19 protein-coding genes are annotated in these 21372 nt (G+C 41.1%); 6 read left to right on the forward strand and 13 right to left on the reverse strand.

Going from position 1 to position 21372, the window contains the following annotated elements; translation table 11 throughout:
* Nucleotides 1-309: 309 nt before the first annotated feature.
* Nucleotides 310-1005 carry a YjjG family noncanonical pyrimidine nucleotidase gene (locus tag ACYVBM_RS11985; protein WP_460685899.1) on the reverse strand — a complete coding sequence of 232 codons (696 nt, stop codon included), beginning with the start codon at nucleotides 1003-1005 and terminating at the stop codon, nucleotides 310-312.
* Nucleotides 1006-1086: 81 nt separating this feature from the next.
* Here ACYVBM_RS11985 and ACYVBM_RS11990 point away from each other — a divergent pair, with 81 nt between their 5' ends.
* Complete coding sequence (locus ACYVBM_RS11990; RefSeq protein ID WP_460685900.1) at nucleotides 1087-1788, forward strand: SDR family oxidoreductase; 702 nt, start codon at nucleotides 1087-1089, stop codon at nucleotides 1786-1788.
* Between the two features lie 79 nt (nucleotides 1789-1867).
* Nucleotides 1868-3262, forward strand: a complete 1395-nt coding sequence (locus tag ACYVBM_RS11995) for a BatD family protein (protein ID WP_460685901.1) — start codon at nucleotides 1868-1870, stop codon at nucleotides 3260-3262.
* Nucleotides 3263-3264: 2 nt separating this feature from the next.
* Here ACYVBM_RS11995 and ACYVBM_RS12000 read toward each other — a convergent pair whose 3' ends face one another.
* The 12 genes from ACYVBM_RS12000 to ACYVBM_RS12055 form a co-directional block, all read right to left on the reverse strand.
* Complete coding sequence (locus ACYVBM_RS12000) at nucleotides 3265-3546, reverse strand: DUF3817 domain-containing protein (protein ID WP_460685902.1); 282 nt, start codon at nucleotides 3544-3546, stop codon at nucleotides 3265-3267.
* Between the two features lie 97 nt (nucleotides 3547-3643).
* Nucleotides 3644-4846 carry a DUF1501 domain-containing protein gene (locus tag ACYVBM_RS12005; RefSeq protein ID WP_460685903.1) on the reverse strand — a complete coding sequence of 401 codons (1203 nt, stop codon included), beginning with the start codon at nucleotides 4844-4846 and terminating at the stop codon, nucleotides 3644-3646.
* Between the two features lie 84 nt (nucleotides 4847-4930).
* Complete coding sequence (locus ACYVBM_RS12010) at nucleotides 4931-6394, reverse strand: DUF1800 domain-containing protein (RefSeq protein WP_460685904.1); 1464 nt, start codon at nucleotides 6392-6394, stop codon at nucleotides 4931-4933.
* Between the two features lie 202 nt (nucleotides 6395-6596).
* Complete coding sequence (locus tag ACYVBM_RS12015) at nucleotides 6597-6908, reverse strand: hypothetical protein (protein WP_460685905.1); 312 nt, start codon at nucleotides 6906-6908, stop codon at nucleotides 6597-6599.
* 6 nt (nucleotides 6909-6914) lie between these two features.
* The gene (gene serS / locus ACYVBM_RS12020) at nucleotides 6915-8189 is read right to left on the reverse strand and encodes a serine--tRNA ligase (RefSeq protein WP_460685906.1); all 1275 of its coding nucleotides are present in this window, start codon (nucleotides 8187-8189) and stop codon (nucleotides 6915-6917) included.
* 112 nt (nucleotides 8190-8301) lie between these two features.
* A complete protein-coding gene (locus ACYVBM_RS12025; RefSeq protein WP_460685907.1) occupies nucleotides 8302-10233 on the reverse strand; it encodes a TonB-dependent receptor plug domain-containing protein in 1932 nt (643 codons plus the stop codon).
* Nucleotides 10234-10287: 54 nt separating this feature from the next.
* Nucleotides 10288-10680: a hypothetical protein gene (locus tag ACYVBM_RS12030; RefSeq protein WP_460685908.1), complete on the reverse strand. Its 393-nt coding sequence runs from the start codon at nucleotides 10678-10680 to the stop codon at nucleotides 10288-10290.
* 84 nt (nucleotides 10681-10764) lie between these two features.
* Nucleotides 10765-11160 carry an MGMT family protein gene (locus ACYVBM_RS12035; protein ID WP_460685909.1) on the reverse strand — a complete coding sequence of 132 codons (396 nt, stop codon included), beginning with the start codon at nucleotides 11158-11160 and terminating at the stop codon, nucleotides 10765-10767.
* Nucleotides 11126-11323, reverse strand: a complete 198-nt coding sequence (locus ACYVBM_RS12040) for a DUF5522 domain-containing protein (protein WP_460685910.1) — start codon at nucleotides 11321-11323, stop codon at nucleotides 11126-11128. Before ACYVBM_RS12040 ends, ACYVBM_RS12035 begins: the two co-directional genes overlap by 35 nt.
* A complete protein-coding gene (gene trmB, locus ACYVBM_RS12045; RefSeq protein ID WP_460685911.1) occupies nucleotides 11304-12014 on the reverse strand; it encodes a tRNA (guanosine(46)-N7)-methyltransferase TrmB in 711 nt (236 codons plus the stop codon). The genes ACYVBM_RS12040 and trmB overlap by 20 nt, the downstream gene beginning before the upstream one ends.
* Before the next feature lie 126 nt (nucleotides 12015-12140).
* On the reverse strand, nucleotides 12141-12626 hold the full coding sequence (locus ACYVBM_RS12050; protein ID WP_460685912.1) for a SixA phosphatase family protein: 486 nt from the start codon (nucleotides 12624-12626) through the stop codon (nucleotides 12141-12143).
* Nucleotides 12627-12909: 283 nt separating this feature from the next.
* On the reverse strand, nucleotides 12910-14757 hold the full coding sequence (locus tag ACYVBM_RS12055) for an amidophosphoribosyltransferase (RefSeq protein WP_460685913.1): 1848 nt from the start codon (nucleotides 14755-14757) through the stop codon (nucleotides 12910-12912).
* 543 nt (nucleotides 14758-15300) lie between these two features.
* Here ACYVBM_RS12055 and ACYVBM_RS12060 point away from each other — a divergent pair.
* From ACYVBM_RS12060 to ACYVBM_RS12075, 4 genes are all read left to right on the forward strand, one after another.
* Entirely contained in the window at nucleotides 15301-15921 is a 621-nt protein-coding gene (locus ACYVBM_RS12060) for a hypothetical protein (RefSeq protein ID WP_460685914.1), read from the forward strand.
* Between the two features lie 484 nt (nucleotides 15922-16405).
* Nucleotides 16406-17143, forward strand: a complete 738-nt coding sequence (locus tag ACYVBM_RS12065; RefSeq protein ID WP_460685915.1) for a GntR family transcriptional regulator — start codon at nucleotides 16406-16408, stop codon at nucleotides 17141-17143.
* Between the two features lie 21 nt (nucleotides 17144-17164).
* On the forward strand, nucleotides 17165-19891 hold the full coding sequence (locus tag ACYVBM_RS12070; protein ID WP_460685916.1) for an ROK family protein: 2727 nt from the start codon (nucleotides 17165-17167) through the stop codon (nucleotides 19889-19891).
* A gap of 9 nt (nucleotides 19892-19900) precedes the next feature.
* Nucleotides 19901-21337: a sugar porter family MFS transporter gene (locus tag ACYVBM_RS12075; RefSeq protein WP_460685917.1), complete on the forward strand. Its 1437-nt coding sequence runs from the start codon at nucleotides 19901-19903 to the stop codon at nucleotides 21335-21337.
* Nucleotides 21338-21372: the final 35 nt, after the last annotated feature.

The raw sequence follows: 21372 nt of genomic DNA on the forward strand, positions 1-21372 counted from the left end.
TGCCTCACTTAAAGCAATTTTTGCTCCAAATGAGGCATTTTTTATATTCTTTTGCTAATAAAATACAAGCCTACACTGCATTACATATTTTCAGGAAGACCCTTAATAAACGTGTAATACCTGCGGCAGAATACAGCTCCAAAAATACCTCGGGTCACAAGAGAAGCTTTATCTAAATCTGTCTAAAACAGATAATACCGTTATCATTTTAAGTACCGGTCTCGTAAAAAGATTATCCCCGTCGCTTGTTCCATATAGACAAAACATTCACAGGCTTTAATTTATCTTATGTTCCTGCACGCCGAGGTGCTAAAATATATTTTCCAGCTCTTTTAATGATCTAACCATATAAGTTGGTTTAAAATCCGGTGCGGCATCTACATGGTTAATAAATACCTGGTCCAGCCCGGCATTGCTGGCGCCAATAATATCAGCCTCCATGTCATCACCCAGCATGATGCTCTCACTAATATTGGCTTTGGTTGCAGCTAATGCAAATTCAAAAATCTCTTTATTCGGCTTTAGGCTATTGCTGCCTTCAGATGTTATTACCTTATCAAAGAAGTGGTTAATCTTTGAATTGTTTATTTTATGATGCTGCACTTCTTCAAAACCATTGGTAATGAGGTGCAGCCTGTAATTTTTATTATGCAGGTACTCTAAAATTTCAATAGCGTAAGGAAATAATACATTTCGGGTAGGGAGCATTTCTAAAAATTGCCTGCTCATGGATTCTGCCAGGGTTTCGTCGCCAATTTTAAAGTCGAGCAGAGACAGGCGCATTCTTTTTACGCGCAGCTCTGCCTGTTTAATAAACCCATTCCGGTATCTTGCCCAAAGCATGGTATTGTGGGCAAGATAATTCCTGTAAAACAACTCAAAATCATACACACCTCTTTCTTTAAGCTTTAGTGTATGATAAAGATCGGCCAGGGTAAGCTTTGCGTTTGAGTCGAAATCCCAAAGCGTATGATCCAGGTCAAAAAATAAATGTTTATATCGCATAGCCTGTAAAAATAAAATACTAAATCTTAAATACAGAACTTTGCACGGTATGTTTATTGCAGATCAAGAAAAGATAATATTATGAAAAATGTAATAATTACAGGCGCATCAAGGGGGATAGGCTTTGCCATTGCAGAAATATTTGCACAAAATGGTTATAACCTGACGATCACCTCACGTAGCGGCTTTAAGCTATACGAGGCGATGGAAACACTTCAAACAAGATACCCCAAGGTTGAAATACAGGCTAAAGCTTTTGATCTTTCACAAAAAGAAAAAGCCATTGATTTTGGAAACTGGTGCCTGGAAAATACCCAGCCACAGGTTTTGATTAACAATGCCGGTTTTTTTGAACCGGGCAATATCAGTGATGAACCGGATGGAACGCTCGAAAGGCAGGTAGCTATCAACCTCTACAGTGCCTACCACGTTACAAGAGCTCTATTGCCTGTAATGATGCAGCACCAGCAGGGACATATCTTTAATATATGCTCTATTGCATCTTTAAAGGCATATCCTAACGGGGGTGCTTACAGTATCAGCAAATATGCTCTTCACGGATTTAGTGCTAATCTCCGGGAAGAGCTGATGCCGTATGGAATAAAAGTTACATCCGTATTTCCGGGCGCTGTGTTTACCGATTCCTGGGAAGGATTTGATAACAGCAATAAACGGATAATGGAAGCTGAAGATATCGCGAAGATGGTTTTTGCCGCTTCACAGCTTTCTTTTGCAGCATGTGTAGAAGATATTATATTGAGGCCACAGGCGGGTGACCTCTAATTATCCTTACAGTTCGTAAACGGAGGCACACTGCTGCTATTGGGTCAAAACAGGCGAGCAAACAATAATCTGGTTATTAATGAGAACACTTTTATCTATATTTTTTATCTTGTTAACGGGCATTTGCCGTGCACAGGGTGATGAATACGTTTCTTTACAGGATCGTTTAAAAAGCAATATCTTCTTAAAAGTTGAAGCAAGCAGCACTGATGTATTTGTAGGCGAACCTATCACCGTTACCTATAAGCTGTACAGTGCCATGGCTTCTGAATCGAATATCGTGAAAAGACCATCTTTTGACGGATTTGATATAAAAGATCTTATGGGAGAAGCAGATATAACTCCTGCGCGCGAAAATGTTGACGGTGTTGTTTTTGATGTACATACCATTTTAAAGCTGCAGCTTACGCCTTACAAAGCAGGAAGGTTTATATTGGGGGCATTAACCATGCGTAACCGCGTGAGGCTGGTGGATGCGAATGGCAATAAAGATCCTGTCCTGGATGGTGTAAGCGAAGACTATTCCTTAAACAACGGCTATTACACCTTGCAGATAGCGTCTGTTCCCCTGTCGGTTTTGGTTACTGCATTGCCTGCCGCCTCTCAGCCTCAGGGTTTTGACGGTGTAACAGGCGATTTTAAAATGAATGTAGAACTGTCTAAAGTTATTTATGCCCCGGGAGAGCAGGGACACTTAACCATAACTTTTTTAGGCAAAGGTGATTTTTCTAAGGTAAAGCAGCCCGAAATAAACTGGCCAGGTGGCGTAGAAGTATTTCCTTCGAAGATAGATGAAGACAAAGCAAAAACTCCTGAAGGTAATGGCTATAAGTCTTTTACTATACCTTTTAAGGCTGAGAGGGCAGGACGATATACGATTCCCTCTGTTCAGTTTACCTTTTTTGATGTAATAACCAACCAGTACAAGACTATTACCAATATTCCGGTTGAGTTTAACGTAGTGCAGGAAAGAAATGCGGGGGCGGAAGGCATAATGCAGGATCAAAAGGGAAAGGATAATACAGCGCTGCTGATTGCCGGAGCAGTCATCCTGGGCACATTATTGTTATTGTTCGTGATCAGGAATAGAAAGAACCGCATGCGTCCTGCAGCTATTCCGGAACAAAATAAGCAGGAACCTGTACACCTCTCTGGTAATACCAGCCGCGCAGAAGAATTGTTGAAGGAGGCCGGGGATACCCTTCACTATACCGGGGATACGTTTTATGTGACTCTGAAGCGGGCATTAACCGCCTGGCTTGAGGAACGGCTCGCTTTGCCTCAAAATATTACTACGAACAGGCTCATACAGGTAATGACAGAAAACCGTTTCCCTTCAACCCGGCAAAATGAAGTGATTAGTTTACTGAATGAGCTGGATATGAATATTTACAGCGGAGGCGGCCTTTCCGGCGATAAAGAACGGCTGCTGAATATAGCAAGAAATATTATTCTGAATGATGACAGACGTTAAGTCTATGCTGTTTTTACTTCAGGATATTCTTTCTTTAGTCTTGCATCCAGTAAAAATGTGCCGAAAGGCACTAATGATGCGACAAAAGCAATAAGGACTTTCCCTAAACTCCATTTCAGACCAATCCATACTTTTAACAGGTATATACAGAATAAAACAAACAGTATACCGTGCAACCAGCCGGTGTATTTCACCACTTCAGGAAAATCAGCGTAATATTTAAGAGGCATCGCTATAAGTAGCAACAGCAGGTAAGAAATGCCTTCTGAAAAGGCAATCTTCATAAAAATTTTTAAATCTTTAAGGGAACGATCCATGTATAAAGTGTTTCATAGAAAACACCTTCATAAGTAAAAAGTTCGTATAAACACTATCTGTGTATTACACGAAGCCAAGCGTATTATAATGCCCGCCTAATATCTTATCGGCGTCAGCATTCAGCCAGTTTTTCAATACCGTTGCATACACATCTTTAAAGTCAATATGATACTTCAAATCGCCATCGTTTAAGTCTGACAGGTCTGGCATGGCATTTAAAATGCCTTTTTGCTTTAGGTCCCCGCTTATTAAAAACATGTTATTGGCGGTACCATGGTCGGTGCCATTACTGGCGTTTTGCGCTACCCTTCTTCCAAATTCAGAGAAGGTGAACAGCAGCACATCATTCATACGGCCATTCTTCTTCAAATCATCAGTAAAAGCTCTTACGGCGTCATTCATTTGTGTGAAGAGCCTTTCCTGCTGGGCTTCCTGGCCTACATGGGTATCAAAACTGCCTAAAGAAATATAATATACTTTGGTATTGATATCAGAATAAATAAGAGAGGCGATTGTTTTAAATCCATTCCCTAACTCGGTATTGGGATAGCTGGCTCCTGTTGGATGCAAACGGCTTTGTTTAAAAATATAATCAGCAGAGGATAGCGTTTGAGCCATTGTTTTATAAAGATATTCCACCGGCTCTTCATCATCATGATCATGGGCATGATTTTTCATTACCTCTTTAAAAAATTTTTCATTAGAAGTTCCATATAAACGCCGGGGATCTTTCACCGCAATGGCATTGGCGGTTTCTCCTTTCAAGGCCAGGCTTAATACATCATCTACCTCAAGCGCCTGAGTGGGTTTATCGCAGCCGCTGCACTGGGCATCCAGGTAACGCCCTATCCAGCCGGTGTTCCAGTAATCATTGCTTTTGCTTGCCGAATGCCAGATATCCATGCTCCTGAAATGCGAGCGGTCGGGATTGGGATAGCCTACGTTATTAAGGATAGCCAGGTTCCCTTCATCATACAGGCTTTTAAATACTGTTAAAGCGGGGTGCAGGCTTACCTCATCCGTAAGCGCAGCCGTTTTATCCATCTTAATACCCAGGCCGGGCCGAAGCTTATAGTAAATATCGTTCCGAACGGGTATAACGGTATTTAATCCGTCATTGCCACCGCTTAACTGTACCACTACCACTACCTTATTGCCCGGTGGTACCAAAGCGTTAGACTCAAAAGCCTTTAAAAATTTGGGCATCATCATAGATGCGGTTGCCAGCGAACCTATCTGTAAAAATTCTTTACGCCTGATTAACATAGTAATATGTTCAATGTTGAATGCCTAATATGGGATACTTACACCTTATATTTTAACCACTATTCACCCCTCACGCTCCACTTATCAGCACATCTGGTATTCCGGTGTGCTCATCAGCTGCACTGTAGCCGACTTTATATATGCCTCCCGGGACGAAGTGTCTATATTTCTGCTTACCACTTCTTCTACTTTAGAGTGTCCTGCCTGTAATAAATTATTTTTTATAGCATCGAGCAATTGTTCTTTTTTTATTTTTTCATATTGACTGATATTTCCAGACCAATTGATCTTTGCTGCTACCGCGCCATACACTTTTTTAGGTGCCGGTGCTTTTACCGGCACCGCAGCGCTCCCGTCTGTTTTTCTTCCCATCATCACGTCGTCATCCTGCTTGGGCGCTACGTTTAACTCGTCTTTATCATTAAACATTTGTGGTATCCGCAACCGCATCATCAGGGTGCTGCTGTCGATCCACGATCTGCCGCCCGGCCAGCCTGCAACATTGGGCGGGTACAATAACTGCTGGCCTAATATTTTTTGCATGTTCAGCAATGCGTAATCATTTTCCAGCTTCATAGGGATCATGCGTTGTATGCCTGCCAATAAATCAACAGGTGATTTTATTTTAGCGCCGATATTCCTGGCGTCATAAAACCAGCCGCTGGTAAAAATGGCTTCCATCAACGCCGCTATATTATATTTATTATTGTAAAACTGTTCAGCAAGGTTATTAACAATCGGCTCATCTATCTTATCGTTCACAAAAAAGGTATAGATTTTTTGAGCAATGAATCTTGCTGTCTGCTTATTCGCTAAGATTATATCCAGCACATCTTCCCCGTTAAAATTGCCGGTTTGACCCAATACGGTTTTCTCGCCGTTATCGTGAAAGTTCTCCCGAAAAACAAATTCGCCTTTGCTGTTGGCTGTCCATCCGGTAAAAGCACGGGCCGCTTCTTTAATATCTTTCTCGGTGTAGTTTCCGCGCCCCATCGTGAACAGCTCCATTACTTCACGGGCAAAATTTTCATTGGGTCTGCCTTTCCGGTTCTGCTGGTTATTTAAGAAATAAAGCATGGACGCTGACTGAGAAACCTGTTTGAGTAAAGTTCCGAAATCGCTTAACCCATATTTTCTGAAAACATGCAGTAGCAGCTGATTATAGAAGATATTATTATTCCTGCTGGCAAAATGACCATGCCAGAAAAAAGCCATTTTTTCGCGTAATTGTGCCGGAGTGCTGACCATTTCTTTGAACCAGTAAAGGTTTAGGTCCCTTACCGCGGCTTGCTGCATCTTATTAATCTCGCGACGCTGCGTTTCATCCAGGTTTTTTCTTTTTCCGGCGTCTTGTTGTTGCTCATAAAGATCTATAAGAGTATCGCTTGCTACATTAATGTATTGCGGCTCTTTTGCCGATGCTTTTACCAAAGCCTTATAATATCTTTCCGGCTTGTATTTAGGCAGATCGCCCAACTGCTCTACTGAGGGACCAAAACCGGCCCGCCACATTAGGTGTTGATTTTTTAACTGGTTTGAAATCTCCATGCCAACAGCTTTTTTACTTGACTCCGGATCGTATGAAAAGTTTAAATGCAATGCAGGGTAAAGATTACAAAAAACATGCGGGAATACTTTTACCTGGTAGGTGTACAACGGTCATTATCCTATTTTATACCTAATAAAAAGCGGATTTACAATTAGTTGTAAATCCGCTTTTCCAGAATGGCGTATTATTTTAAAGACGATGTTATTTTTTTGCGTTGGCTTTTACATAAGCCATAAGATCGATCGTTTCCTCTGGTGTAAGCTTCGCTTTTTTAGCCATTGCCTGCATCAGCTTTTCCTGCTCTTCGAATGTATGATTAGGCACATGATCTTTTTCATCTTTATGGCACCTGGTACATTTGGCCGAGCTAATTAATATACCTCCTGCTTCTTTGTTGCCTGCTTTAACGGCCGCTTCAACTACGGGCGGTGACGCAGGTGTTTTTGAAGCTTTGGGAGTACAAGCCACTATAACAGAAGTTAGTACACTTAAAGCAATGATTGTTTTCTTCATATATTTTTATTTAGAGATCGTTTCCCTTCCGAAATATGAATGTAACACTTTTGGTAATCGGATCTCCGTTTCTGTTTGATTATTTTCTAAAATACAGGCTACTATCCTCGGCAGTGCCAGGGAGCTGCCATTGAGCGAATGCACCAGCTGGGTTTTATTGTTTTCATCTTTAAAGCGGATCTTCATGCGGTTGGTTTGATAGCTTTCAAAGTTAGAAGTAGAGCTCACTTCCAGCCAGCGCTCCTGTGCCGCGCTGTACACCTCAAAATCGTAGGTAAGCGCCGAAGTAAAGCTCATGTCGCCACCACAAAGCCTTAAAATACGATAGGGAAGTTCCAGGGAGCTCAGCAGCTGTTCCACATGCGCGACCATTTCGTCCAGGGCCTCGTAGCTTTGGGCAGGATGCACCAATTGTACAATTTCTACTTTTTCAAACTGGTGCACGCGGTTCAACCCACGCACGTCCTTGCCAAAGCTACCCGCTTCTCTTCTGAAACAGGGAGAATAGGCTGTCATCTTAACAGGCAATTGCTCTGCTTTTAAGATCTCATCGCGGTAAATATTGGTAACCGGTACCTCGGATGTAGGGATCATATAAAAATTGTCAGCGGGCATATGGTACATCTGGCCTTCTTTATCTGGCAACTGGCCGGTACCATAAGCGGATGCCTCGTTTACCATAAACGGTGGCAGGTATTCGGTATAGCCCGCTTTAATATTATAGTCCAGGAAATACTGAACCAATGCTCTCTGTAATTTTGCGCCCGCACCTTTATATAACGGGAACCCGCTGCCGGTAAGCTTGGCGCCTGTTTCAAAATCAACGATATCATATTCCCTGATGAGGTCCCAGTGTGGCTGGGCCCCTGCGTATAGCACCGGCCTGTGGCCTCCTTCACGTATTACTTCATTATCTTCCGCGCTATGGCCTTCAGGTACCAGTGGGGATGGTAAATTAGGTAACTGCACCAGTATTTCCTGCAATGCTGCTTCTGTACCTGTTAGCTCTTCATTGACCGGTTGTAAGCGGGCTTTCAATTCTGCCACTTCTTTTTTCTTAGCTTCAGCAGCTTCTTTCTCGCCTTTCGCCATCAGGCCGCCAATTTCTTTGGATACGCTGTTCACCGAGGCCTGCGTGGTATCGAATTCTAATTGCAGTTTTTTACGCCGGTCGTCCAGTTCAATGACCTTATCAACCAGCTCGGGGTTTTTAAAGTTCTTCACTGCCAGGCGTTCTTTCACTTCCTGCACATTTTGCCTGATCACATTTACTTGTAACATTATAAATCAATTTTGCGCAAAAATAAAACCATTGCGAGAGTATACGGGATTTTTTTATGCAAAGGAATTTCGGCGTTTACATCCTGTTTTGAGCGATACCAGGCCGAATGCATTATTTTACTTTTACCATATTAAAGCTTATACCTCCCTGCAACCATCGGCCGGGCATGGGTGCGCCTAACAGATCGCTGTAATTTCTATCAAAAATATTATCCACCTGTATAAAAGCTGCCAGGCGTTTTTGAATAAAGCTATAGGATCCCCTGCCATTTAATACAAAATAGTCTTTGCTTACAAAAGCATTAATGGGAGAGGCCTGCTGCGGATTGCGGCTTTTGTAAATACCGGTCAACCCAAGTGCCCAATTACCTGCTTCATATTGTATATTAAAGTTACTTAAAAATCTTGCATGAGAGGATATATAAAACGAGGGGGCTGCTTCGCTGCTGCTGCTATACAGCCATACTACCCCGCCGTTTAGCACTAAGCGCTGTTTATCGTTAATCCTACCCAGGTATTGGGCGTCTGTTTCAAACCCGGTTGTACTGACTTCGGCAATATTCTTTGCCAGTGCATAAGTGCCTGCAGCGTCAAGGTTATCTTTTCTTGGCATATCGGCATAAGGGGTAGAGATCCAGTCTATCAGCCGGCTATGAAAACGCTGGAAAAACGTAGAAGACAGCCTGAACCGGGATTGGTAAAACCAGTCAAATCCAGCCTCATAATTCCAGGATACTTCGGGTACCAGCCCGGGATACCCCACTCGTTGACCATTGGAAATAGCGGACTTCCCATAATTGTTATATCGCTCCGTAAAATCGGCATCGCGTATGGTTCTGCCACCGCTTGCTCTCATCTGCCAGTTACTGATATGTAAAGAAGCGTTTAGCTGAGGCAGCCACTCTGCTTTATTTTCTCCGATAAATTCTATCCTTACAGATGGCAATAAATTAAGATTCCGGCCGATTTGCTGCGAAATACCTGCAAACGGCGCTGCTATATTTAAAGAGTGATTGCCCCTGTCGTTAGAAACAATAGTTTTATGCTGGTAATTCAGCCCGGTGGTCAGCAATGTGTTTTCTGCCAGTTGTTGCTGAAATAGTAATAACGACTGAAAGAGTTTGGAAGTATTTTGATTGGCAGGGGCAACGCTGTTAAAGGCATATGCATCGTTCAGGGTCTTATACCCCGCATTCACACTAAGTTTGGAACGTTTTTTTTCAAAACCAACTTTTAACTGGTGCCACCAGCTGCGCACTGTTTCTGAAGCGGTATCTGATGCAGACGTGGTATAAAAATTCTGTGCAGCAAAATCCCTGTTATCATAGGCTGTTCGGGCAGATATATTCCAGTATCTGTTCAATTGATAACGGAAGCCTGCAGAAACAGATGTATTATGAAAATATCCTCTTGTACCTCTTTGTAAAACACCTGTGGAATGATTGGACAAAATGCCTGCATCCGCACTTAATCTGCCTGCCTGCCAAAAGCCGCCAACGCTGGTGTTTACAAGATTGTATTCACCGGCTCCTACCTGTGCCTGTAAAACTTTAGCATCTTTTTGTACGGCGCCGGAGCTTTTGGTAATGATATTAATAACGCCACCTACCGCATCTGAGCCATAAACTGCCGCAGATGCTCCTTTCAGTACTTCGATCCGGTCTATTTGTGCGGGTGTCAGGGGAATATAAGCAGTAAAGTGGCCTGTATTAGGGTCGTTTAACCTTAATCCATCTAAAATAACCAGCACCTGTTGAAAGGTACCGCCCCGTATACTGATGTCGCTTTGCGAGCCCTGGGGCCCGCGGGATTGTATTTCTAACCCGGGAATGTATTTGAGCAGTTCATCTAAAGAATGAACCGGTAGTTTTGAAATATCATCGCCCCGGATAATGGTAATATTTCTGCCCGTTTCCGATATCCGTTTTTCTGCTAAAGAAGAAGTTACGGTTACAGGATCTAATGTTTGCTCCTGCGCGTTGATCTTTTGTACAGCAGCCAGCGTATGCAATAAGCCGATTATCGATATAAAGCCTTTCTTCATATTTTTTTAAAGTTTATGATTTTAAACAAAAAGGGCTGATAGCAATACCTGCCATCAGCCAATAAATAAAAAAACCGCACCTGCATGGTAACGGTATAAATAATTTCCAGAAGTTTCGTCGAAATGACGGGTAAGCCTATTGTTTCTCCGGCCAGAGATCAGCAAACAGGTATTAAAAGAAAAAGTATTTTGTATTCCTGATGGTAATTCTGCCAGCAACTGCAGCCAGTCGTCCGGCGGATCGGCAGGACATCCCTCTTCTTGCTCCGGCTTTACTTCATCGTTGTAAAAAAAACTGTTTTTTTGTTTGCCCAAAAAAGTATCAGCAACCACGCTTTTTAAATTACCAATAGTAACATGCCTGCCAACGCTGTAAAAAGCGGCGTATGATTTACGGCTCCAGCCTTTGAAGCGTAAAGATGTTGTACTATGTGTTTGAGCAAACATTTTGAAGGCGCGAAAATAGGGGAGATTTGTCGCAGGTGTACAGATTATTTTTTGAAGCGAATGAATCCCTTATTACCTTTTCATTTAAATCCCCAATTCTTCCACCGGATTCCAGAACAACTTTTTAAAATCGACTACCTTATCGTTTTTTACCTTAACTCCCTCTTTCTTTAAAAGCTCTTCCATTAACGTGGGCGTTTTAAAAGCATGTTTACCCGAAAGAAGGCCCACACTGTTCACTACACGGTGCGCAGGAACCTTTGGTTTTACTTTATTGCTGCTGCTCATAGCCCAGCCCACCAGCCTGGCCGATTTGCCGGTGCCAATACACCTGGCAATAGCCCCATAGGACGTAACGCGTCCTTTGGGGATCTGGCGGGCTATATCAAATACCTGCTCGAAAAAGCCCTGATCAGTTGTTCCTGATGGTGTAATGCTTTTTAAGCTATGGGTCTTTTTTATTGTTTTTTTGTCTTTCATTCAACAAATAACTGCGTGTTGGCTCAGGAACTCTTATATAATCATAAGGACAACGCAGGCATCCTTTACCACAGCAAAATCGGCGTTCCAGCAAATACTTTGCCGTAAGCGTTACCATCCCGGCTTCATCCTGGTAGTAATCTTCACCCTCTATCCAACTCATACTTAATGGCTTCTTTTAGGTCCGTATCCTTTTCAGGCCCGGGAAGCTGTTCCGGTAAAGTAAAGCATATATAATGAATGCGGCTGCTTTGAGCAATGTCAAGCGCTTCATAATGGGTTTTTAATTTCAGCGCTTCCGGCCTGTCTTCCTGTTGATACAGGTCATCTATATCGGCCAGCAGGTTACAGTGATACATGCCGATCACTTCTTTTGTGAACCGGTACAGGTCAGGACTGTCTGTTTTTAGATGGATCTTACCCCCCGGTTTCAGTACCTGCTGATATATTCTTAAGAACCGCGGGTGGGTTAATCGTTTTTTGGCCTTGGAATAGCGCAACTGCGGATCGGGAAAGGTGATCCATATTTCGTCTACTTCGCCGCCGGCAAAATATTGTGTAAGCCCTTCTATCTGCGCCCGTAAAAAAGCCACATTGCTTAGATTATTTTGCAGTGCTTTTTTAGCGCCTACCCAGAGGCGGTTTCCCTTAATATCTACGCCAATGGCATTTTGCTGGGGGAACAGCTGGCCCAGGCCAAACGCATATTCACCTTTGCCACAGGCCAGTTCTAATACAATAGGATGATCATTGTTAAAATGCTGATGCCAGTTACCCGCCATATTTCCGGGAAACTGCAATACATTTTTGAAAGTATCTAATTCCGCAAAGCGGATAAGCTTTTTTTGACCCATTCTTTTGAGTTGACAGATGACCTATCTTAGCTGACAGATGTCGATTGACAGATGACAGAAAGTTGACTTTAAGAAAATATGAAATCCAGCACCATTTCCTTACGATCAACAATTATCTGCCCGCAATCAGCTTTTTGGAGAAAATACTTCTGCTAAAGTTTTCTGAGCATTATTAAATTCTTGCCAGTCGTCACAATTGGCTTTTATAACAGCTATCCCCGAAGTAGGCAACGAATCTATATCCGAACCGGTTACATCATTTACAAAATTAGTAACACCAGGATTATGGCCCACAACCGCCAAAGTATCAATATTTTTTTGCAGCCAGTTTACCGCCTCTGTTATTTGCAGGGTATCTCCCAGGTACAGGTTGTCAAAATATTTAATATCTTCTTTTTCTACCTGGTGCACTTTAGCAAAAATAGCGGTTGTTTCCCTGGTTCTTACTGCCGGACTGGAAAATATCTTATCTAACTTATACCCTTTGTCAAGTAATCTCTTTGCCATTAACTCAGCATCTTGCAAACCTCTTTCGGTAAGCCTTCGTTTGCTATCGGCTTCTCCATGACTTTCTTCTGCTTTCGCATGGCGGATAATGATTAATGTCTTCATTTAATGCTCACAATTTTGCCAAAAATAGTAATAATGTCGGCATAAAAAAGAGACATAGCCATGAAACGGAAAATATAGTAAAAACAGGGTTGAATCCGTTTGAAACCGGCAAAAAGTGTTGTGGAGAGCCACAGACCTGATACATTGCGTACCCAGCTTTAGCACGGTTTTGTAAAAGGGAGTTCTCTGCGTATTTTAATGCGTTTGAGCCGGAAATAAAACAGCCCACATATATACACGCGTGTAATGCAGGCTGGATAAGCTTTTAAAATATCCTTTGCTGTTAATATCCCCGCTCGTTCTTGCCTTCCATATAATTCATAAAGGCCTGGTTTACCACACGATTGCCTCCCGGAGTGGGATAGTTACCGGTAAAATACCAATCGCCCAGGTTATTAGGGCAGGCTTTATGTAAATCCTCAATACTCTGGAAAATCACCTGTACAGGAATATTTAAATCTTTGGGAGTAATCATTTCCGCTATTTTATAGGCTATTTCAGTGCTGGTGCTGCTTTTATAAATCTGCTTCACCATGTTTTCTTCATGCAGGCGGCTTTCGGCTTTCATTTCTTTACACTGCTGCCAAAGATCGTCCAGCAGGCTTTCTTTGCCCCGGTCTTTTAAGATCTCAACCGCAGCATTAAAGGCTATAAAATCGCCCATTTTGCTCATGTCTATACCGTAACAATCGGGGTAACGGATCTGCGGAGCTGAAGAAAGAATTAGTATCTTTTTGGGTTTAAGGCGTGCCAGCATTTTAATGATGCTTTGCTTCAGGGTGGTACCGCGTACAATAGAGTCATCTATTACCACAATAGTATCAATACCGGGCCTTACAGTGCCATAGGTCACATCGTAAACGTGCTGTACCATTTCATTTCTGCTGGCGTCCTCGGTAATAAACGTGCGCATTTTTACATCTTTGATGGCTATTTTGCCCACGCGGATGCGCCGGTTGATCATTTCGCTCAGCTTCTCTTCGTCATAATCTTTACCCCAGCTTAAAATACGCTCGGTCTTGATCTTGTTCAGGTACATCTGCATTCCCTTCTGCAGGCCCAGGAAGGCTACTTCGGCTGTATTGGGAATATATGAAAAGATGGTGTTTTTTAAATCGAAATCAATAGCATTGAGCACCTGTTCGCTCAAATTAAAGCCCAGCGCTTTTCTTTCTTTATAAATTTTTTCATCGCTGCCGCGCGAGAAATAGATACGCTCAAAGCTACACGCTTTACGTTCTTTGGGGGTTACTACTTCCTCAATTTCATAGCTGCCGTTTTCATGTACTATCAACGCATTGCCCGGCATCAGCTCTTTTACTGCATTTTCACCTACGTTAAAAGTGGTGCGAATGGCAGCGCGCTCGGAGGCCGCAACAATTACTTCGTCATCAATATAATAATAGCAGGGACGTATACCATGCGGATCGCGGAAAACAAAACCCACACCGTCGCCCGTAACGCCTCCTACTGTGAATCCTCCATCAAACTGGGGGATCACTTCTTTCAGCACTTGATTAATATCAGGCTTGGCAGGAGAAGCTTCATCTGCATCTACCAGGTGCTTATGAACCATCTCCATCATAGCGGCCAGGTCGCTTTGCTTTTGGAAAGGTCCGGGATCTATGTTCAGTTTGCTGAAAAGATCTTCAGTATTTACCAGGTTAAAATTACCCGCTAAAGCAAGATTGCGGGTGGTAATAGTATGTCTTTTAATAAACGGATGGCAAAACTCCACATTGTTTTTACCCTGTGTTCCATAACGCAAATGCCCCAGCAATAATTCCCCTAAAAATTTTACATGTCCCTTCATTAATCCCGGGTGGTTTACAATATCAGGATTGTATTTTGCAAGGTCATTAACTTCTTCAGCAATATTTTGAAAAAGAGCAGATATGGCTCCAGCCTGGGCACTTCTTATGCGGTGCATAAAAGGATGGCCGGGCTCCACATTTAATTTAATTGCGGCAATACCGGCGCCATCCTGGCCGCGGTTATGTTGTTTTTCCATAAGCAGGTACAGCTTGTTCAGCCCCCACATTACGGTTCCATATTTTTTTAAATAATGGGAAAAACTTTTTCGGAGTCTGATGAATGCCAATCCGCATTCGTGTTTTATTGCATCACTCATAATTGCAAAAGGAAATGCAAATTTAGGAGAATAGTTGTTAACCGTAAATTAATATAGCTTAATGAGCACATCCTTTTTTCCCGGACGGTAATGCCCGGGGTTCTAAATGAAGCAAATATACCCTACCTGACTGTCAGAGAATAAAACTGTTTTGTACCCTATCTACTGGCACAGCACCTAAACAGGTGCCACTTTTGATCAACAGTCCTTTATGTGATAGTGCAGGCTGCCACAAAACAGAAACTGCTGTCATCTCTTTTCAACTATTTCGGGATAGAATATAAAAAATGAATTTGTAGAAAGAACAGCAAATTTATCGAACCAGTTATTAGTAGATTTAGTTGCTTTTTCTGAATTGCCTGACTGTAAAGATAGTAGTAGCATAGGGGCCTGATATACTTACTTGACCTTGCGCAGCCGAAAGGGAAAGCTATTTATACTATTTTCTTACCTTTATACGGTGGTTAGCAATAAGTAATTTTGCTTATAAAGCATTCACATATATACATTCTTGCTTTAAACACCAAATATGTATTCAATAGAATGAAAACAAAACAACTACCTAACAGCCTAAGGGTTTATTTATTTTGCCTACTTGTAACATTGTTATCAGGATGTCAAAAATCCGCTCCTGAAGAGAAAAAGGAAGATCCTGATGGATATATTCAATTTAAGATCGATGGTGTTCAAAAAAAATATAGTGTTCGCCCCTCTGCAGGCCCAATAACACAAACGGAAAAAAAAGCTGTTTATCACATCGGTGTTTCTGCTTCAGCAGATAATAGCAATTCCGGAGGTCAGATGATTTATATTGTAATGTATGGAAACAATAAAATTGAGGCTCCATCGATATTCAAGGATCCAATGAAAACCTACACTTCCGAGAATATTCCTGGTACGGGTAATAAAAGGCCGCAGGTCGGAATTGGCTATACTGATGAAAATAAAGTTAGTTGGACGACTGTAGGCGCTCTTACAGAAATATTCGGGCAACCTGGGTTTGAAAACCTTGTAGCAGATGCTGTATCTGAAATTATCGAAATAAAGAATGGATATATAAAAGGAACTTTTTCATCTACCTTATTTGCTTCGGATCTGAAGTCATTCAAAAAAGTTACAAACGGAGAATTTTACATTAAAATGAGCGAAACCTATTTTGAGTAGTATGAGTATCGGTAAGCTTCAACAACATCGTATAATAGATTCGCATCAGGTTATCTGAACTGTCAAAAACAAGTTCGAAAGGTTCTGTTTTCTGACGCTAATGCCTCATTTGAGAAAAAAAGAAAAGGTAAGTAGGCGCAACACGAACATCAACGCCTGATTAAAAATAAAAAAACTGACAATTGATGGTATTAATTAATTATCATGTTTTTATGTAGAGCGGGCCGGAAATGTTGCGAACTTAATTGTTGAAGATTTTCTGAAGTTTTGTGAATTGCAGGACTGTCAAGATGGCGTCTTTACTGATACATAATTATAAAATGCTGATAGGAACGAAAAAGAATGTGATGGATTCACAAAAAATCTTATCCGACAAAATTTGAATTTCGCTTTTTCATTTGAGCTAATTCGCTGATTACGTTTTGTGAAAAATAATAAAAAAGTTTTTTATTCATAATAATGTTCATACATTTGCACAAGCTATATGAATTTGTCCATTGATCATACAAGTAAATTGCCACTCCACGTACAGGTTGAAGAGCTACTTCGAAATTTGATTTCTTCAGCAGAATTTAAGAATGGTGCATTTTTGCCCAAGGAAGTGGAATTGGCCAATACTTTAGGCGTTTCCAGAAACACTATACGCCAGGCTACCAATAGACTTGAGTACGAAGGTTTGCTAAAAAGAAAAAAGGGGGTAGGAACAAAAGTCGCATCCAAAAGTAAACCCTATTCTACTGAACTGGATCACTGGCAAAGCTTTACTAAAGAAATGCAAGAAAGAGGGATCCATGTATCCAATCTTTTTATTAAAACAACGTGGGTAATACCCACCGAAAAGCTCATTCAGTTTTTCAACATTTCTCCTGAAAAAAAGGTATTAAAGCTATCCAAGCTTAAAGGTACAAAGGACGGACCAATCGTATATTTTGAAAGTTATTTTCACCCACGTATAGGAATTTTACCAACTGATGATTTTTCTATGCCTCTTTATACGTTGCTTGAAAGCAAATATGGCGTACGTGTTCTGAGATCTGATGAACATATTAGCGCAAAGCTTGCGGGAGATCTTGCCAGTAAACTTCAGGTTGCGAATGAATCTCCTATTCTGGTGAGAGAACGTTTTGTGTATGATCCGGGTGACCGGCCTGTGGAATATAATGTTGGCTATTACCGCTCTGATAAATTCTCGTATTCAATAAGCATTAAAGCTAATATTTAAATTTTTTTGTCAAAAACAATTATGTCTGAACATCCCAACAAATATATGTCTGAACATTCTAACAAATATTATTTTGGAATTGATATAGGTGGATCGCATATTTCCTCTGTGCTGATTGATGCCAATACCAATGAGCTGTTAAAGGAAACTTATAACAATCAACCTGTAACCAGTAATGGTGACAGAAAACAGATACTCAAAGAATGGAAATTGGGTATGCAGCAATCGCTTAAGCTTTCAGGTAAGAAAGGCCGGTTAAGCGGCGTAGCTGTAGCCGTTCCGGGACCATTTGATTATGAGAACGGTATTTGCCTGATGCAGGATGTTAATAAATATAATGCGCTTTATGGATTGAATATTGAAATCGTGGTGAGACAACTATTGGAAATTGAAGATCATATACCTGTCTTATTTGAAAATGATGCTGCATGTTTTGCTCTTGGTGAAAGCCTTCACCCAAGCCATAAAGATAAGCAACGCTTTATTGCGATCACCCTGGGAACTGGTTTGGGAGCGGCTTTTATTATTAATAGTAAAATAATTAAAGGGGGTGATCAAATCCCTCCCAACGGGGAATTATACAATCTGCCTTATTTAAAGGGGATTAGCGAAGATTATATCTCTTCCAAATGGATACTGAATACATATAATGCTCAATCGCCCCTGAAGGCTCATACGGTTTATGATATAGCCCGGAGAGCTAAAGAGTATAATGACCAGGAAGCCATTAACATTTTCAGTGATTTTGGTAAGCACCTCGCCAGCATCCTCAAAGACTGGTTAAAAACGTTTAAGCCTGATTGCATCGTTATTGGCGGAAGCATTGCTAAATCAGCTTCACTATTTCTCCCCTCCTTTAAAAAATATATCTATAACAGTGATTATTCAACTACCATAAAAATTTCTGAAAACATGGAACTATCATCGATCATCGGAGCGACAGCCTTAATTAAGGAAAATGAAATCAAAACAGAAAAGGAGCCAAAAGGATTTAGGAAAACTTCACAACCCTTGATGCCTCAATACAACGGGGATAAAGGTTTGGCCAATTACGCGTATGATTTATACCCTTCCTTTAATATTGGAAATAATAAAATTTATACGGGGTATGACACTTTAGGTGAATGGCTGGCAACCCGTCAATACGTAATGATTGATGGTATTGTTGGCAATGACTGGCAGGCGGTTCAGCAAAATCTATCAGGTTATTTTGAAAAAAATAGCATCACAGTAAACTGGTATAACACATCGGACTTTCAACTCCCTACGGAAAAGATAAACGAATTAATACAACCTTTTGTATCAGAACCCGGAGATGTTTGGGGAAAGCATGCAAATCTGCAATTAAAAGATTTTTTTAGAGAAGAAATAGAAGTGTTTAAGCCTTCTGAAAAAGGGGGTGTACATATATTCATAGGTTGTGGCGCAGCACTTGCAAATTGGCCAGATCTTATATACCTGGATGTACCGAAAAATGAAATTCAATATCGTATGAGAGCCGGCCAGAAAGTAAGTATGGCAGATACTTTCCATCTTTCTAACCCTGAAATATATAAGCGCTTGTATTTTGTTGATTGGGTTGTTAACGACCAGCACAGGCAACTTATTTATGACAGGATAAATATTATAGCTGATTGTCAATGGAGGGATAATGTATCCTGGGCATACGCAGATTCGATTTATGACGCGTTAAAAACGTTAAGCGCTAATCCTATTCGCGTGCGACCCTGGTTTGAAGCTGGTGCCTGGGGAGGACAATGGTTGAAGCAACATATCAATGCCCTTAACAAAGATGAGGTAAACTATGCCTGGTCTTTTGAATTAATAGTTCCTGAAAACGGCGTAGTGCTGGAGAGTAATGGAAACGTTCTGGAAGTGGCGTTTAAATGGTTAATGGATATAGCGGGCAAAAACATTCTTGGAAAGGATTATACAACTTTTGGCAATGAATTCCCGATCCGTTTCGATTATCTCGACACAGTAGAAGGAGGAAATCTTTCGATACAATGCCATCCTTCGCTCGATTATATTCAAAAAGAATTTGGTGAAAAGATAACACAGGATGAAACTTATTATATTCTTGATTGCAAAGAAGAGGCCACGGTATACCTGGGATTCCAGGAAGGGGTAGAGCGCCAGGAATTTAAAAATGTGCTGGAGGAAAGCTTTAATAATAATGTGCCTGTAGCAATCGAAAATTATGTACAAAAGCATAACGCTAAAAAACACGATTTCTTCCTGATTCCTAACCAAACTGTACATAGCGCTGGGAAAAATAATCTTGTATTAGAAATAAGCGCCACACCTTACATATTTACGTTTAAGATGTATGACTGGTTACGTCCCGACCTTGATGGAAACCCGCGTCCTATCAATATTGAGCACGCTTTTAAAAATCTGGACTTTTCCAGGAAAGGAGAGAAAGTTATCGAAGAGTTGATCTCCAGGCCATCGGTTATAGAACAAAACGATCAATATACTTTAGTGCATCTTCCAACCCATACCGAGCATTTTTATGATGTACACCGGATTGAATTTAAATCATCGATACATCTTAACACTAATAATAAATGTTGGGTTATGATGCTGGTAGAGGGAAAATCTATCTTGGTTAAATCCGGGCAAAATAGCGATGCGGCTCGGTTCAACTATGCAGAAACATTTATTATTCCCGCGGCACTCGGAGAATTTGAGATACTGAATGAAACAAATGAACCTGTAAAAATCATTAAAGCATTTATAAAATAAAATATTCACATGCTTGCCACTAATACTGATATTAGGCCGTTGCCGACAAAAAAGCATTATAACGGATATGTAACAGGAATTTGCATAATAGCCGCAATTGGAGGTTTTTTATTTGGCTTCGATACGGCGGTTATATCTGGTGTATTACCCTTTGTAGTGAAAGACTTTGGTTTTACATCATTTATGGAAGGTTGGTTCGTGAGCTCGGCCTTACTGGGTTGTATCATCGGGGTAATTCTTTCCGGGAAGTTAAGCGACTGGCGGGGACGAAAGTTTGTTATGCTATTGTCTGCTGGGTTATTTTTCCTGTCGGCAATTGGGTGTATGTTCGCATCCAGCAGTTTTTGGCTGATTGTCTTCCGGCTTATCGGCGGTTTAGGAATTGGGGTAGCATCAATGATTTGCCCCTTATATATATCGGAAATTTCGCCGCCCTCTTTCAGGGGGAGAATGGTAGCGATTTACCAGTTGGCCATTACCGTTGGCATTGTTGCAGCCTATTTTTCAAATGTCCTTATTCTGAAATTTTCTGCAAATCAATACTCATCCTCCTTTTTACATTTTGTTTTGGCAGAAAATCCCTGGCGGGCTATGATAGGGTGTGGGTTGATACCCAGTCTCATCTTCTGGGCCGGGTTATTATTTATTCCGGAATCGCCACGGTGGTTGATTTTTAAAAATGAAGAGGCTAAAGCAAAGCGCATTCTTTTAAAGATTACAGATACAAATCTTGCCGACGCTGAAATGAATGCCATCAGGCAGGGCATCCGGGAAGAAAAAGGAACATTCAAAGAAATATTTTCACCCATCTACAGAACCGCACTGATCATAGGTATTGCACTGCCCTTTCTATCCCAGGTATCTGGTATTAATGCCATTATTTATTATGGCCCATCCATTCTCGATAAGGCTGGTTTTTCATTAGGTGATGCTTTTGGGGGGCAGGTAACCATTGGCCTGGTAAATGTTGTATTTACATTTGTTGCTATATTAACTGTTGATAAATGGGGACGACGCCCTTTGCTTGTTTTGGGTATTTTTTTAGCAGTTATATCCCTTGTTGTCATTGGTTTCTTATTTTATAATGATCTTACAAGCGGCCCCTGGATTTTATTATTTATTCTGCTTTTCATTTCAAGTTTTGCTTTTTCATTTGGACCTGTGTCCTTTATCATCATCAGTGAAATATTTCCTACCGCAATCCGTGCGCAAGCCGTGTCATTAGGTATATTATCCATGTGGATCGCCAATTTTTTTGTAGGCCAGATGACACCTCTCATGCTAAAAAGTACCCACTGGGGCCCTGCAGCAACGTTCTGGACTTTTGCCGTTTTATGCGCACCCGCCTTATATCTCACTTTCAAATTAATTCCTGAAACAAAGGGTAAGTCGTTGGAAGAAATTGAAGATTTCTGGAAAACAAAATATGATATGCAAACCAAATAAAAACGATCTCTCTTTTGCCATTATTTACAAATTAA

The organism is Niabella aquatica, assembly GCF_054779315.1.